At 37.0% G+C, this 13,853-nt stretch carries 15 protein-coding genes; 12 read left to right on the top strand and 3 right to left on the bottom strand.

What is annotated here, in order from left to right:
- Positions 1-165: 165 nt before the first annotated feature.
- Positions 166-618 (top strand): DUF4442 domain-containing protein, encoded by a 453-nt coding sequence (locus CLV94_RS02725; protein WP_121374917.1) that lies wholly within the window; start codon positions 166-168, stop codon positions 616-618.
- A gap of 94 nt (positions 619-712) precedes the next feature.
- Positions 713-1,624, top strand: coding sequence for a TIGR01777 family oxidoreductase (locus CLV94_RS02720; RefSeq protein WP_121374916.1), 912 nt, complete (start codon positions 713-715; stop codon positions 1,622-1,624).
- A gap of 55 nt (positions 1,625-1,679) precedes the next feature.
- Here the strand turns inward: CLV94_RS02720 and CLV94_RS02715 are convergent, their stop codons facing one another.
- A complete protein-coding gene (locus tag CLV94_RS02715) occupies positions 1,680-2,354 on the bottom strand; it encodes a YceI family protein (protein WP_121374915.1) in 675 nt (224 codons plus the stop codon).
- Positions 2,355-2,531: 177 nt separating this feature from the next.
- Between CLV94_RS02715 and CLV94_RS02710 the strand changes: the two genes are divergently transcribed.
- The 8 genes from CLV94_RS02710 to CLV94_RS02675 all read left to right on the top strand — a co-directional run bounded on the left by CLV94_RS02710 (position 2,532) and on the right by CLV94_RS02675 (position 9,394).
- On the top strand, positions 2,532-3,110 hold the full coding sequence (locus tag CLV94_RS02710; protein ID WP_121374914.1) for a nucleotide exchange factor GrpE: 579 nt from the start codon (positions 2,532-2,534) through the stop codon (positions 3,108-3,110).
- Positions 3,111-3,176: 66 nt separating this feature from the next.
- A complete protein-coding gene (gene dnaJ, locus CLV94_RS02705) occupies positions 3,177-4,295 on the top strand; it encodes a molecular chaperone DnaJ (protein ID WP_121374913.1) in 1,119 nt (372 codons plus the stop codon).
- 193 nt (positions 4,296-4,488) lie between these two features.
- Positions 4,489-5,412 (top strand): ABC transporter ATP-binding protein, encoded by a 924-nt coding sequence (locus tag CLV94_RS02700; protein WP_121374912.1) that lies wholly within the window; start codon positions 4,489-4,491, stop codon positions 5,410-5,412.
- 61 nt (positions 5,413-5,473) lie between these two features.
- Entirely contained in the window at positions 5,474-6,778 is a 1,305-nt protein-coding gene (locus tag CLV94_RS02695) for an ABC transporter permease (RefSeq protein ID WP_121374911.1), read from the top strand.
- A gap of 20 nt (positions 6,779-6,798) precedes the next feature.
- On the top strand, positions 6,799-7,962 hold the full coding sequence (locus tag CLV94_RS02690) for a sigma-54-dependent transcriptional regulator (RefSeq protein WP_121374910.1): 1,164 nt from the start codon (positions 6,799-6,801) through the stop codon (positions 7,960-7,962).
- A gap of 20 nt (positions 7,963-7,982) precedes the next feature.
- Positions 7,983-8,621 carry a DEAD/DEAH box helicase gene (locus tag CLV94_RS02685; protein ID WP_121374909.1) on the top strand — a complete coding sequence of 213 codons (639 nt, stop codon included), beginning with the start codon at positions 7,983-7,985 and terminating at the stop codon, positions 8,619-8,621.
- 23 nt (positions 8,622-8,644) lie between these two features.
- A complete protein-coding gene (locus CLV94_RS02680) occupies positions 8,645-8,860 on the top strand; it encodes a putative signal transducing protein (protein WP_121374908.1) in 216 nt (71 codons plus the stop codon).
- Positions 8,861-8,872: 12 nt separating this feature from the next.
- Entirely contained in the window at positions 8,873-9,394 is a 522-nt protein-coding gene (locus CLV94_RS02675) for a GNAT family N-acetyltransferase (protein WP_121374907.1), read from the top strand.
- Between the two features lie 4 nt (positions 9,395-9,398).
- On the opposite strand, the gene CLV94_RS02670 is transcribed toward CLV94_RS02675, so the two are convergent.
- Positions 9,399-10,511 carry an AI-2E family transporter gene (locus CLV94_RS02670; protein WP_121374906.1) on the bottom strand — a complete coding sequence of 371 codons (1,113 nt, stop codon included), beginning with the start codon at positions 10,509-10,511 and terminating at the stop codon, positions 9,399-9,401.
- A 163-nt stretch (positions 10,512-10,674) separates the two neighbouring features.
- On the opposite strand from CLV94_RS02670, the gene CLV94_RS02665 reads away from it, so the two are divergent.
- Both CLV94_RS02665 and CLV94_RS02660 read left to right on the top strand, forming a co-directional pair.
- Complete coding sequence (locus tag CLV94_RS02665) at positions 10,675-12,309, top strand: ABC-F family ATP-binding cassette domain-containing protein (RefSeq protein WP_121374905.1); 1,635 nt, start codon at positions 10,675-10,677, stop codon at positions 12,307-12,309.
- Between the two features lie 51 nt (positions 12,310-12,360).
- Positions 12,361-13,443 carry a PAS domain-containing sensor histidine kinase gene (locus CLV94_RS02660; RefSeq protein WP_121374904.1) on the top strand — a complete coding sequence of 361 codons (1,083 nt, stop codon included), beginning with the start codon at positions 12,361-12,363 and terminating at the stop codon, positions 13,441-13,443.
- A gap of 54 nt (positions 13,444-13,497) precedes the next feature.
- Here CLV94_RS02660 and CLV94_RS02655 read toward each other — a convergent pair whose 3' ends face one another.
- Positions 13,498-13,851: an FEKKY domain-containing protein gene (locus CLV94_RS02655; protein WP_121374903.1), complete on the bottom strand. Its 354-nt coding sequence runs from the start codon at positions 13,849-13,851 to the stop codon at positions 13,498-13,500.
- Positions 13,852-13,853: the final 2 nt, after the last annotated feature.

Genomic DNA, 13,853 nt, shown 5'->3' with positions numbered 1-13,853 from the left:
TAACAAAAAATTAACAAGCGTAAAATATTAGAAAATAAACTAAAGTATTGTTTTCTAGTGGTTAATATAGTTTTTAAGGCTTTTTGGTGTAGGATTTACTGGAGTCGCTTTTTTAATTATTTACCCCATTCCATTATATTTACTATATTTCGGAAAAATATAATCATGGAATTTACGGCCGGAAAACTCAATAAGTTTCTTTTTTTTAAATTGCCTTCAGCATTTTTGTGTGGTGTAAGAGTCAAGGAAATTGATGGCATGCGATGCGTGGTTGCTGTAAGGCACCGCTGGATCAACCAGAATCCTTTTAATTCGATGTATTTTGCGGTTCAGGCAATGGCGGCAGAATTGACTACAGGAGCATTGGTAATGTATCATATAAAGAAAAGCAACAGGAAGATTTCTATGCTTGTTGCCAACAATAAAGGAAATTTTACGAAAAAGGCCACGGGACGCATTCTTTTTACTTGCCAAGACGGACATCTTATCGAAGAAGCCATCAAGCAAACCATAGCAACAGGCGAAGGGCAGACTTTCTGGATGAAATCGATCGGAATAAACGAAAAAGGAGAGCAGGTTTCTGAGATGGATTTTGAATGGAGCATAAGAGTAAAGTAAATTCCGAACCCAACTAGGCCGTTAAACCTAACTTAATTAACATTTTATTACACTGATCCGCTCGTAAATTTGAAATACAGAAAATTTATATGCTATGAAAATTTTGATTACAGGAGCGACGGGTCTGGTAGGAACAGAATTGGTTTCCCTGTTATTGCAAAACGGTGTTTCAATACATTATCTTACGACTTCAAAAAAAGAAATTAAAAGCGAACCCAACTATCAAGGCTTTTACTGGAATCCACAACAGGGAATTATTGACGAAAATTGCATTCTCGGAGTTGACGCGATTATTCATCTTGCTGGTGCGTCAATTTCAATGCGCTGGACATCAAAAAACAAACAAGAAATTATAGAAAGTAGAACTTTATCTACCAACCTGCTTTACAGAATAGTGAAGTCGCGGCCGAATCAAGTCAAGCAGATTGTGTCTGCATCGGCTATAGGAATTTATCCGGACAGTCTTTCGGACGTCTATACCGAAGAAAATAAATCAGTTGACAATTCCTTTTTAGGACAAGTCGTTGTAAAATGGGAAGAGGCCGTTGATAATTTCAAAAGGCTGAATATTAAAGTTTGCAAAATCCGAACAGGGCTTGTGCTGTCAAAAAAAGGCGGTATGCTTAAAGAACTGCTCAAACCAATAAAATTAGGCGCTGGTTCTGCTTTTGGCTCAGGGAAACAATGGCAGTCTTGGGTACATTTACATGATTTAGTGCATCTATATTATTTCGCGATACAACATCAATGGGAAGGTGTCTATAATGCCACAGCTCCCAATCCTGTCGATAATCATGAGTTGATAAAGAAAATAGCAAAGACTATAGAAAAGCCTTCTTTTATGCCTAATGTGCCTGAATTCTTGCTGAAGCTCATGTTAGGAGAAATGCATATATTGTTGGTCGCTAGCCAGAATGTTAGTTCCCAGAAAGCACAGGATAACGGATTTGTTTTTAAATTCAGGACTTTAGATAAAGCACTAGATGACCTTTTAGGTGGTCGTTAAAATAAAAAGAGCTCCATTTCTACAAATGGAGCTCTTTTTGGAGGTGAATTAACAATTATTTTTTAGCTGTAACGCTAACCTTCAGTTCAATATCGTCATTAATAAATTTGTCTCCCAGGTTGTCAAATACAGATTTTGATCCGTAGTTGACGTTCCAAAGCGTTCTGTTTATAGTAAACAGATCGCTAACTACTGTTACCGTATTGCCGTTAACCGTTACAGTTGCAGGGAATTTTACATTTTTTGTGATGCCTTTCATGGTCAGGTTTCCTTCTACAGAGGTTTTTCCGTTTTCAGTAACTGCTTTCGTAATTTCAAAATTGGCTTGAGGGTATTTTTTCACATTGAAAAAGTGGTCAAAATCCGCTTCTGTACCGCCAGTACCTTTTAAGTGCCCTTCCAAATCTTCTTTGCCGTCGCCAGCTTTAAGATCGGTCACGGTAATCGTATTCATATCAATCGTAAATTTTCCTGTATCCAAAGCGTTGTCTTTAACAGAAACAGTCCCCTCAGCAAGATTGATGGTTCCAGTATGCTTTCCGGTAGGCTTAGATCCAGTCCATTCAATTTTAGAATTTTCTTTATCGATAGTATAAGTTGCTGCTTCGCCAGAAACTTCTTTTACAGTTCCGGCTTCTGTTGTTTCAGCTTCAGCAGCTTTGTCATTTTTACATGAAACTGTCAGCGTTAAAGCTGACAAAACTAGTAGAGATGCAATACGATTCTTCATAAGACTTAAATTTTTAGCTTAGCAAACATATCAAATCAAAGCTAAAAATCTCTTAAAATTATATTAAAATCAAAATGTTTGTGATTGTTAACATTGAAAATTACCTGAAAAAAAGCGTGACAATTTGACATTTTGAAACAATTGGCAGTACTTTTGCAATCTTTCGAAAAGCAGAAAATGAAATTTAAGAATATATTTAAAAGTAAAAATACTATGAATGCTGAAAACCAAGACAAAGAGCAGGAAATCGATGACGCAACTTTAGAGGCAAATGCAAATGCAGAACAAATAATCGTAGAAGAGTTAAGCGTTGAAGAGCAACTGACCCAAGATTTGGCAGCCGAAAAAGACAAATTTATTCGTCTTTTCGCAGAATTCGAAAACTATAAAAGAAGAACGGCAAAAGAGCGAATTGATCTGTTCAAGACAGCAAACCAAGAAGTTCTTTTGGCATTATTGCCAGTTTTGGATGATTTTGACAGGGCTAAGATTGAAATTTCAAAATCAGAAGACCAAAGCCTTTTAAAAGGCGTGGAATTAATCCATGAAAAACTAAAAAATACTCTTGCGTCAAAAGGACTTGAAGAAGTTGACGCTAAAGCAGGTGATGCTTTTGATGCCGATTTTGCCGAAGCTATTACGCAAATTCCAGCGCCTTCTGACAAGCTAAAAGGCAAGATTGTTGATGTTTTAGAAAAAGGATATAAATTGGGCGACAAAATTATCCGTTTCCCAAAAGTGGTAATCGGACAGTAATTATTCGATGAGAATGTAGTGGCATGAATGATGCCTTTGCAACATTTCAATGTTAAAAATGAAAAAATGAAACAAGATTTTTACGAAATATTAGGAATTTCAAAATCTGCTGACGCAGCTGCGATTAAAAAAGCATACCGAAAGAAAGCGATAGAATTTCATCCTGACAAAAATCCGGGTAATAAGGAAGCTGAAGAGAACTTTAAGAAGGCTGCTGAAGCCTATGAGATTTTGAGCGACCCTCAAAAGAAAGCAAAGTACGATCAATACGGTCATCAAGCTTTTGACGGAGCTGGAGGATTTGGAGGCGGAAGCATGAATATGGATGATATTTTCAGCCAATTCGGTGATATCTTCGGAGGTGCTTTTGGTGGCGGATTTGGTGGATTCGGTGGCGGAAATTCCGGTCCGCGTAGAGTAAAAGGAAGTAATCTTAGAATCAAAGTCAAACTAACTTTAGAAGAGATTGCCAATGGTGTTGAGAAAAAAGTAAAAGTCAAAAGAAAAGTCCAGGCCCAAGGTGTTCATTATAAAACCTGTCCTACTTGTAATGGTCAAGGCCAAGTAATGAAGATAACCAATACCATTTTGGGAAGAATGCAGTCGGCAACCACTTGTCATACTTGCGGCGGTTCAGGGCAAGTACTTGAAAGCAAGCCAAAAGATGCAGATGCTCATGGAATGGTAATGGTTGATGAAACTGTTTCTATCAAAATTCCTGCAGGTGTAGTGGACGGAATGCAGCTAAAAGTTTCAAACAAAGGAAACGATGCGCCAGGAAACAACAGTATCCCAGGAGATTTGATTGTTGCGATTGAAGAAATCGAGCACGAATTTTTAAAACGTGAAGGCGAAAATCTTCATTTAGACCTTTATATAAGTTTTCCAGAAGCGGTTCTAGGAATCTCAAAAGATATCGAAGCAGTAAACGGAAAAGTAAGAATCAAGCTAGAAGAAGGAATCCAATCTGGAAAAATTCTCCGCTTAAAAGGCAAAGGAATACCAAGCATCAATGGCTACGGAAATGGCGATTTGCTGGTACATGTCAATGTTTGGACACCAAAAAATCTAAACAAAGAACAAAAGCAATTTTTTGAAAAATCAATTACGGAAGAGAACTTTATCCCAAACCCTGAAAAGAGTGAAAAATCTTTTTTTGAAAAAGTTAAGGATATGTTTTCGTAGTAATTTAAATTTTTTATATATTTGAAGATTACTAGGCAACTAGTAATTTTCTTTTTCATAGCAATTTTTCCCATCCTTGTGCAAATAGGGGTGGGTTTTTTTTGAAATTCTGACAAATTTCACCTCTCAATTCCTTACTTTTACAGACTCGTGGCTACGATAGTCCAGCTGATGAAATAAATCAAAAAGCATAATGAACAACATACTTGAAGTTAAAAATGTAGTCAAACAATATGGCGATTATACTGCTTTGAATAATGTTTCGCTACAAGTTCCAAAAGGGAGCATCTACGGACTTCTCGGTCCAAATGGCGCAGGCAAAACCTCGCTAATCAGAATTATCAACCAAATAACGATGCCCGATAGCGGTACTGTCCTTCTTGATGGAGAAAAGCTGCAGCCGGAACATGTACAGCACATCGGCTACATGCCGGAAGAAAGAGGCTTGTATAAAACCATGAAAGTCGGTGAGCAGGCACTTTATCTTGCCCAGTTGAAAGGACTTTCAAAAGCCGAAGCAAAAAAACAATTGGATTATTGGTTCGATAGGTTGGAAATCCAAGGCTGGTGGAATAAAAAAATTCAAGAACTTTCAAAAGGAATGGCCCAAAAGATACAGTTTGTAGTTACTGTATTGCACAAGCCGAAGCTTTTGATTTTTGATGAACCTTTCAGCGGTTTTGATCCTGTAAATGCAAATTTGATAAAAGACGAGATTCTAGAATTAAAAAAACAAGGCGCTACAATCATCTTTTCTACCCATAGGATGGAAAGCGTTGAAGAACTTTGTGACGATATTGCTTTGATTCACAAATCCAATAAACTGATAGAAGGAAAACTCAACGACGTCAAAAAAGAATACAGAACCAATAGCTTTGAAGTCGGAATTATGACATCTAATGTCGAAGGGCTAATGTATCAGCTGACGCAGAAGTTTACTGTCGGGCAGACTAATTTCAAGACGCTTAATGATGACCTGAAACTGGAAGTGCAGATTGGCGATTCTTCTCCAAATGAACTTTTGAGTATTTTAACTCAAATGGGACAAGTAACCCATTTTGTAGAAAAAATTCCAAGTGTTAATGATATTTTTATCAAGACAGTAAGCGACAAATAAGTATAGATTATCTGTTCTGGAGGGAAAATCCAGAATCATAAATCATAAATTGAAAATCTAAATGAGCATACTAAAATTAATCATAAAAAGAGAATTCGTTGCAAAAGTCCGCAACAAATCATTTATAGTCATGACTTTCTTGAGTCCGTTGCTGATGGTTGGCTTGGCCGCTTTTGTGGGCTATCTGAGCACAATGAAATCAGATGTGAAGGAAATTGCAGTTCACGACGAATCGAATCTTTTTGTCAAAGAATTTAAGAATTCCGACGAATACCATTACCTCAATAAGTCTGATGTAGATTTGAAGGTGTTGAAAGACAGTATTATTTCAGAAAAATACGAAGCCATACTTTATATCCCTAAAATTGAAGATAATAAAGAACTGGCCAAGAAAATCCAGTACATTTCAAATGATAGCCCGAGTCTTTCGTATATAGACGATTTGGAAACTATAATTGGACAAAAACTTACAAAATCAAATTTTGAAAAAGCCAACCTTGACACGCTTGCTATTAAGAATGCAGAAGCAAAAGTTGATATTAATTTGGCTAAAGCTTCCGGCGAAGAAACCGTAAAAGGCCTGAACGAAATCAAGATTTTTATTGGAGCGGCTTTCGGATACCTTATCATGATGTTCATCATTATCTACGGAAATATGGTCATGAGAAGCGTCATCGAAGAAAAAACAAACCGAATTATCGAAATCATTATTTCCTCCGTAAAACCTTTTCAGTTGATGATGGGGAAAATCATAGGGACCTCTTTAGCAGGTGTGCTTCAATTTGTTATTTGGGCATTGTTGGGAGGTATTTTATTATTCATCGGTTCTGCCTTTTTAGGAATTAATGTTGGTCCATCTTCAGGGGTTTCATCTGAAATGATGGCAACAGCAAACCATGGAGTTGCAGCAAATATCCAGCTTTATGTCAATGAATTTAAAAACCTTCCGATAGCGACTTTATTGGTTTCATTCATAGTGTATTTTATTGGAGGCTACTTTTTATACAGCTCGATTTATGCGGCAATTGGCGCAGCTGTTGATAATGAAACCGATTCTCAACAATTCCTATTGCCGATTATTCTGCCGCTGATGCTTGGCGTTTATGTAGGTTTCTTCAGCGTTTTGAATGACCCTCACGGAACGGTAGCCACTGTTTTTTCAATGATTCCGCTAACATCGCCAATCGTGATGCTGATGCGTATTCCTTTTGGAGTGCCGTGGTGGCAGATTGTACTTTCGCTAGTTTTATTGTTCGGAACTTTCTTTTTAGTAGTGTGGTTCGCTTCAAAAATATACAGAATCGGAATCTTAATGTATGGCAAAAAACCGACATGGAAAGAACTTTACAAATGGCTTAAATACTAATAGCGCAAAAAAGATAAAATATGCCTAAAATATTAATCATAGAAGATGAAGCAGCAATCAGAAGAGTCCTAACAAAGATTCTTTCTGAAGAAAATGATTCGTATACAGTAGAAGAAGCCGAAGATGGGCAACAAGGTCTCGAGAAAATCAAGAACGACGATTACGACTTGGTTCTTTGCGATATCAAAATGCCAAAAATGGACGGTGTCGAAGTACTTGAAGCCGTTAAAAAAATCAAGCCGGAAATTCCAATGGTCATGATTTCGGGCCATGGCGATTTAGAAACAGCTATTAATACCATGCGACTTGGTGCTTTCGATTATATCTCCAAGCCGCCCGATTTGAATAGGCTTCTGAATACAGTTCGAAATGCTTTAGATAAAAAACAGCTTGTTGTTGAAAATAAGATACTCAAGAAAAAAGTCAGCAAAAACTATGAAATGATTGGCGAAAGCGAAGCTATCAACCATATCAAGCAGATTATCGAAAAAGTAGCACAGACAGATGCACGAGTTTTAATCACCGGACCTAACGGAACTGGAAAAGAATTAGTCGCACACCAACTTCATGAAAGAAGCGAACGTTCGGGCGCATCTTTAATTGAAGTAAATTGTGCTGCGATTCCATCAGAATTGATTGAGAGCGAACTGTTCGGACATGTGAAAGGCGCGTTTACTTCTGCCGTAAAAGACAGAGCTGGAAAATTTGAAGCTGCCGACAAAGGAACTATTTTTCTAGATGAAATTGGCGACATGAGTCTTTCAGCCCAAGCCAAAGTATTGCGTGCCTTGCAGGAAAATATAATCACAAGAGTAGGTGCCGACAAAGACATAAAAGTCGATGTTCGAGTGGTAGCCGCTACAAACAAAGACTTAAAAAAGGAAATCGAAGAAGGCCGTTTTAGAGAAGATTTGTATCATAGGCTTGCGGTTATTTTAATTAAAGTACCGGCGTTAAATGACAGGCGAGATGATATTCCGTTATTGATCAACCATTTTACCGAAAAAATAGCATCCGAGCACGGAAATGTGCCAAAACAATTTTCTAAAGAAGCCATTGCACTTTTGAAAGAATATGACTGGACCGGAAACATACGCGAATTAAGAAACGTAATTGAACGCTTGATTATCTTAGGCGGAAATGAAATTTCTGAAACAGACGTCAAGCTTTTCGCCAGCAAATAATAAAGCTTACAGCATTTAAAATGAAACTAAAAAAAATAAACGAAAATCTTCAAAGAGCTTTAGCCGAAAATGGACTTACAGAAGCCAATGAATTGCAACGCGAAACGTTTTCGACCATAAAAAGTGGCGCGGATTGCGTGATTATTGCTCCTGCCAAATCAGGCAAAACGACTACTTTGGTGATGAACGTAATCCAAAGACTTGAAAAAGAATTTGAAGAATCTCCTAGGGCATTAATTGTTGTAGAAAGCAAGGAGAAAATGATTGAAATGAAACAACTTTTCGAAAAGCTAGGAAATTATACGAATCTCAGAGTGTACGGAGTTCATGATAAAGGCGATATTGATTTCGACAAAAACCATATTTCCCTTGGAATTGATGTGCTGATTGGAACTCCAAACCGATTGAGCGATATGTTTGCATCGGCAGGATATGACGTGAACCGACTGAAAATGTTTATTATCGAAAATACCGATGAATTATTGAGATTGCGTTTTGATACCAAATTGGCACGAATTTCGGAAGCGATGGGCAAGACGCAAAGGATTTTCTTTTCTGAAAACATTACGGAAAGAATAGACAATTTTGCCGATAGGATTATGATTGAACCGCTGTTTTTTGAAATGGACGATAGCGAAGAGGAAGAAGAAACAGAATAATTAAAAACTAAAAAAATAATAAAATGGGACTAATGAAAGTATTTTCGGGAAGTGAGATCTTAGCAACAGCTTTGAAAGCTAAACTAGAAGAAGCAGGCATCGAGACGCTTATGAAGAATAACAATCAGTCCAATATTATTCTTGGATCGAATGGAAGCATTGCTGTCGAGCTTTTTATCGATGAATCGAAATACGGGAAAGCCGATCCGGTCATTACCGATTTTAAGATGAGCCTTTAAAAGATTTTGTGTATGAGAACTTCTTTAGAAACGGAAAGATTACTATTGCGAGAACTCCTGCCAACTGATGATGTCGGGATGTTTGAGCTCGACTCTAATCCGCAAGTGCATATTTATCTAGGCAATAAACCGGTTACTTCTATTGAACAAGTCCGTGAAGCCATTGCTAATATCCGACAGCAATATCTTGAAAACGGAATTGGTCGTTGGGCAGTAATCTTAAAAGAAACCAACGAATTCATCGGCTGGTCCGGATTGAAATTAGAAAAAAATGTCAACGGATATGAAACGTTCTATGATTTAGGTTATCGATTCATCCAAAAGCATTGGGGAAAAGGCTATGCTTATGAAACTGCAAAAGCTTTTGTTGATTTTGGTTTTAACGATATGAAACTTGAAAAAATCAATGCCTATGCCGATTTTGACAATCTTGCGTCAAGAAGAGTTCTGGAAAAAGTAGGAATGCATTTTGTGAATGCATTTGATGATGAAGGAACTCAAGAAGCCTGGTATGAAATAAAAAAATCCGAATAGTTAATTATTCGGATTTTTCTTTTTGTTCAATTTCTGCTTTCTCAACTTCGGGAATAACAGTTTTTGAAATTTCTTCATCTTCTCCTAAAACATAGCCCCATGGTTTTAATCCATCGACACGGTCAAAAACTACCTTAAAGATTGCAATAATCGGAATGGACAAGAACATTCCTTTGATGCCCCAAACCAATTCTCCTAAGACCAATCCTAAAAGCGCTGTCAAAGTATTGATTTTTACTTTCGAACCGACAATTTTCGGCATGATATAATTACTGTCAATCAAATGGATTACGAAAACAGTAAAAATGACCAATAGCACGGCTGTAGAATCCATGGTCGAAAAAGTCAGCAAGACGGTAAGTATTAATGAAGTCAGAATTCCGATATAAGGAATTACATTAAAAATTCCCGTAATCAGCCCCAAAAGAAAAGCATATTTTATGCCGATAATTTCAAATGCAGTGCAAGCTAATACCGATACGATTAGCATCTGGAGAAAAAGCCCTGCAATATATTTTTTGACAATATATTGAATATTAAAAACAACATCGTACACAACGGCAGAATGTTCTTCCCTAAATAGCGATACTAAAAAAGAAAGCAACAGGCGGCGATGCAGCAATATAAAAAAGGTATATAAAAAGATAAAGACCAAAAAAAGCATCACAGAAGAAACTGATAATAACGTCTGTCCCAATAAAGATGTCCCTTGGCTTAAAGCTTCGCTAGTAGCCGAATTGATATAGCTTATCTGCTCATGATTGTCAATATGAAAAGTATCCGAAATCCAATCCTGAATAATTGTAGACGTAGCCAAAAGCTGTTCTTTAAACGCCGGCAAGTCGTTCGTAAGGTCGCTCAATTGGTTTAAAAGAAGGTAGGTAATAGCCGTAATTCCAAGCACTAATGTCATGAGTACTGTTGCGGAAGACAAAGAACGAGGAAACTTCCAGCGTCTTTCTAAGAAATTCGCAAACGGAAGCAGAAGCAACGAAAATAAGAAAGCAAAAATAAGCGGTGCCAGCAAGGTTTCTCCGATAATTGCGAGATAAAACAAGCAAATGATGGAAATTAGCACGTGGGCAAGCCGGGTATAAAAAGGCGTAGTTTTAACCATTATTGAAAATCTTTACTATAAATATAAGTCAATAATTTTATTTTCCACCATCGCGTTTAATATAGATTTTTTCAGATTGCCTAATCCCTTAATTACGCTATCTTTGCACCTTCAAAAATTCGAGCAGTCGAAGAATCACAATCCAATTAATCGAATAATCTAGATGATTACAGTAAACGATATTTCAGTCCAGTTTGGAGGCACGACGCTTTTCAGCGAAGTTTCTTTTGCCATAAATGAAAATGACAAGATTGCCCTCATGGGCAAGAATGGAGCCGGAAAATCAACGCTCCTAAAGATAATTGCTGGGCAAAGCAAGCCCTCTGGAGGAAATATTTCAGCACCAAAAGAAGCCGTAATCGCGTATCTGCCTCAGCATTTATTGACGAAAGATGGAGCTACGGTAATGGAAGAAGCTTCAAAAGCATTTAGCGAAATTTTTAAGATGAAGGCTGAGATTGATGAACTGAACGAACAATTGACCGTCCGTACAGATTATGAATCAGACGATTATATGAAATTGATTGAAAGAGTTTCTGATTTGAGCGAGAAGTATTATGCGATTGAAGAAGTAAATTACGAAGCGGAAGTCGAGAAAATTTTGATGGGACTAGGTTTTGTAAGAGAAGATTTCACGCGCCAAACGTCTGAGTTTTCTGGAGGATGGAGAATGCGTATTGAATTGGCCAAAATCCTTTTGCAGAAGCCAGACTTGATTCTTCTGGATGAGCCAACCAACCACATGGACATCGAATCGATCCAATGGCTTGAAGATTTCTTGATTAATTCTGCGAAAGCCGTTGTCGTTATTTCCCACGATAGAGCTTTTGTCGATAACATCACCAACCGTACGATTGAAGTAACGATGGGCAGGATTTATGATTATAAGGCCAAATATTCGCATTATCTGGAATTGAGAAAAGACCGAAGAGTGCACCAGCAAAAAGCCTATGACGAACAGCAAAAAATGATTGCTGACAACCAAGCTTTTATTGATCGTTTTAGAGGGACTTTTTCTAAAACAGATGCCGTACAATCACGTGTTAAAATGCTTGAAAAACTAGTTATTGTACAAGTTGATGAGGTAGATACATCTGCATTAAAACTGAAATTTCCACCAGCAGCTCGTTCTGGAAATTATCCTGTAATTGTAAAAGATTTATCGAAATCGTATGGTGACCACGTAGTTTTTAAAGATGCCAATATCGTAATTGAAAGAGGACAGAAAGTAGCTTTCGTTGGAAAGAATGGAGAAGGAAAATCTACGATGATCAAGGCTATTATGAAAGAAATTGGAATCGACAGCGGTTCTGTAGAAATAGGTCACAATGCACAAATTGGTTATTTTGCTCAAAATCAAGCCTCTTTATTAGATGAAAATGCTACGATTTTTGAGACTATTGATAACATTGCAGTTGGAGAAGTCAGAACTCAGATTAAAAACATCTTGGGAGCATTTATGTTTCACGGAGATGATACTACAAAAAAAGTAAAAGTACTTTCGGGTGGTGAGAAAACACGTTTGGCAATGATCAAACTGTTGCTTGAGCCTGTAAACTTGCTGATTCTGGATGAGCCTTCCAACCACTTAGACATGAAAACAAAAGACATCATCAAAGATGCACTTCGTGATTTTGACGGAACCTTGATTTTGGTTTCCCACGACCGTGATTTCTTAGATGGCTTGGCAACAAAAGTTTTTGAGTTTGGCAACAAAAGAGTCAAAGAACACTTCGAAGATATAGCTGGTTTCCTTGCTCATAAAAAGATGGAAAGTCTTCGTGAGATTGAGAAATAATTTCTGATTTGACATATTTAATGATTAAATTGCCTTCAAAATCAGAACTATATGATTCCTGAAGAAATTAGCAGTTTAAGAAATTCGAGGATAGAATTGCAAGGCGTTGCAGACTTTCTGCCGTATCCGTTTATTATTGCAGAAGTTATAGATGGGCAACATCTTAATACCTATCTAAACGAAAAGTTTCTCGAAGAAATTGGCTACACTCTTGATGAAATCCCAACCATAGAAGCTTGGTACGGCAAGGCTTATCCCGATTACGACTATAGAAATAATGTAATTACTACTTGGGATGATGAAGAAACTTTATCCCAGCAAGAAGGCAAGGTTTTCGTTAAAAGCAAGTCGCATGTTACTTGTAAAAACGGTACGATCCGATGGTACGAAGTAAAAGCTTGTGTCATCAATAAAATTCATATTGTCGCTTTTATTGATCTCGATAAAGAAATTCGTTTTCAGGAAGAACTGAAAAACATCAATAAGAATAATGACAGAATGCTGTCGATTTTAGGACATGATTTGCGAAGCCCTGTTGCCAATCTAATGTCGATATCGTCAATGGCGGCCAATACAGAAATTTCGCCGGACGAGTTTGCTTCCCTAATAAAAATGATCAATGAGCAGTCCAAACAAGTATTGGAATTATTAGACAATACACTCAATTGGGCAAAACTGAACTTTAATACCATCAAGCTAAATCTCGTTGAAATTGATTTCCGGGTACTTATAGCCAATATTCTTGAAATCTATAAAACTCCTTGCGAAAGTAAAAACATCAGTGTCAAGGTGGCGATTAAAAATTTCAAAATAAATTCTGATATTGAAATTGTGACCATAATTATCAGGAACTTGATTTCTAACGCGATCAAATTTACACCTCAAAATGGAGCGATTGTTATTGAATCTTTTGGAAACGAATTAAGCATCAAAGATAATGGAATTGGAATGTCTCAAGAAATGATTGAAGATATCCTACGGAACACTAATTCGTCAAGAAGAGGAACAAACAACGAGCAGGGAACAGGCGTAGGATTGCAATTGGTCGTGAATTTGGCCGAAAAAATAAATTGTAGCCTAGCTATAGCCAGTGAAGAATCGAAAGGGACAGAAATACGCCTGACATTTAAATAAACAAAACCGATAGCTTAAAAACTATCGGTTTTTTGTTTTGTAATTCTTGAGTTATTATATGCCAAAAGCATTGGTGTTTAGTTCCTTCTTCCAATCTTCGCCAAATTTTTTAGACAGATAAGCAAACACCAGATGATTATACATTTTGTAATAATCAAACTCTCCCATCGCTACACAGCCAGAATCATGGTAATTGACGTCGTATTTCTTTTGAAATAGCAAATCTGCATCCTTGATTACAGAAACAATTCCGCCTCGGAGATAAATCGTAATATGATTGTTTTTTAAATCGTCTTCAAAATTCATTTTGGCTGAAATTGCTAAATGTTTAGTGCATCCAATTCTATCTTCCGTTTGACCAAAAGAAAGAGAAGAGATCAAGAACATAAAGAAAATATACTTTTTCATCT

This window comes from Flavobacterium endophyticum, assembly GCF_003634455.1.
GTDB lineage: Bacteria > Bacteroidota > Bacteroidia > Flavobacteriales > Flavobacteriaceae > Flavobacterium > Flavobacterium endophyticum.
This window is presented reverse-complemented; position numbering and strand designations above follow the sequence as displayed.

Coding starts and splice junctions, on each gene's coding strand:
- CLV94_RS02725 (WP_121374917.1), top strand. CDS start 166: ATGGAATTTACGGCCGGAAAACTCAATAAGTTTCTTTTTTTTAAATTG.
- CLV94_RS02665 (WP_121374905.1), top strand. CDS start 10,675: ATGATTACAGTAAACGATATTTCAGTCCAGTTTGGAGGCACGACGCTT.
- CLV94_RS02680 (WP_121374908.1), top strand. CDS start 8,645: ATGGGACTAATGAAAGTATTTTCGGGAAGTGAGATCTTAGCAACAGCT.
- CLV94_RS02685 (WP_121374909.1), top strand. CDS start 7,983: ATGAAACTAAAAAAAATAAACGAAAATCTTCAAAGAGCTTTAGCCGAA.
- CLV94_RS02675 (WP_121374907.1), top strand. CDS start 8,873: ATGAGAACTTCTTTAGAAACGGAAAGATTACTATTGCGAGAACTCCTG.
- CLV94_RS02655 (WP_121374903.1), bottom strand. CDS start 13,851: ATGAAAAAGTATATTTTCTTTATGTTCTTGATCTCTTCTCTTTCTTTT.
- CLV94_RS02690 (WP_121374910.1), top strand. CDS start 6,799: ATGCCTAAAATATTAATCATAGAAGATGAAGCAGCAATCAGAAGAGTC.
- CLV94_RS02670 (WP_121374906.1), bottom strand. CDS start 10,511: ATGGTTAAAACTACGCCTTTTTATACCCGGCTTGCCCACGTGCTAATT.
- CLV94_RS02720 (WP_121374916.1), top strand. CDS start 713: ATGAAAATTTTGATTACAGGAGCGACGGGTCTGGTAGGAACAGAATTG.
- dnaJ (WP_121374913.1), top strand. CDS start 3,177: ATGAAACAAGATTTTTACGAAATATTAGGAATTTCAAAATCTGCTGAC.
- CLV94_RS02700 (WP_121374912.1), top strand. CDS start 4,489: ATGAACAACATACTTGAAGTTAAAAATGTAGTCAAACAATATGGCGAT.
- CLV94_RS02715 (WP_121374915.1), bottom strand. CDS start 2,354: ATGAAGAATCGTATTGCATCTCTACTAGTTTTGTCAGCTTTAACGCTG.
- CLV94_RS02710 (WP_121374914.1), top strand. CDS start 2,532: ATGAAATTTAAGAATATATTTAAAAGTAAAAATACTATGAATGCTGAA.
- CLV94_RS02695 (WP_121374911.1), top strand. CDS start 5,474: ATGAGCATACTAAAATTAATCATAAAAAGAGAATTCGTTGCAAAAGTC.
- CLV94_RS02660 (WP_121374904.1), top strand. CDS start 12,361: ATGATTCCTGAAGAAATTAGCAGTTTAAGAAATTCGAGGATAGAATTG.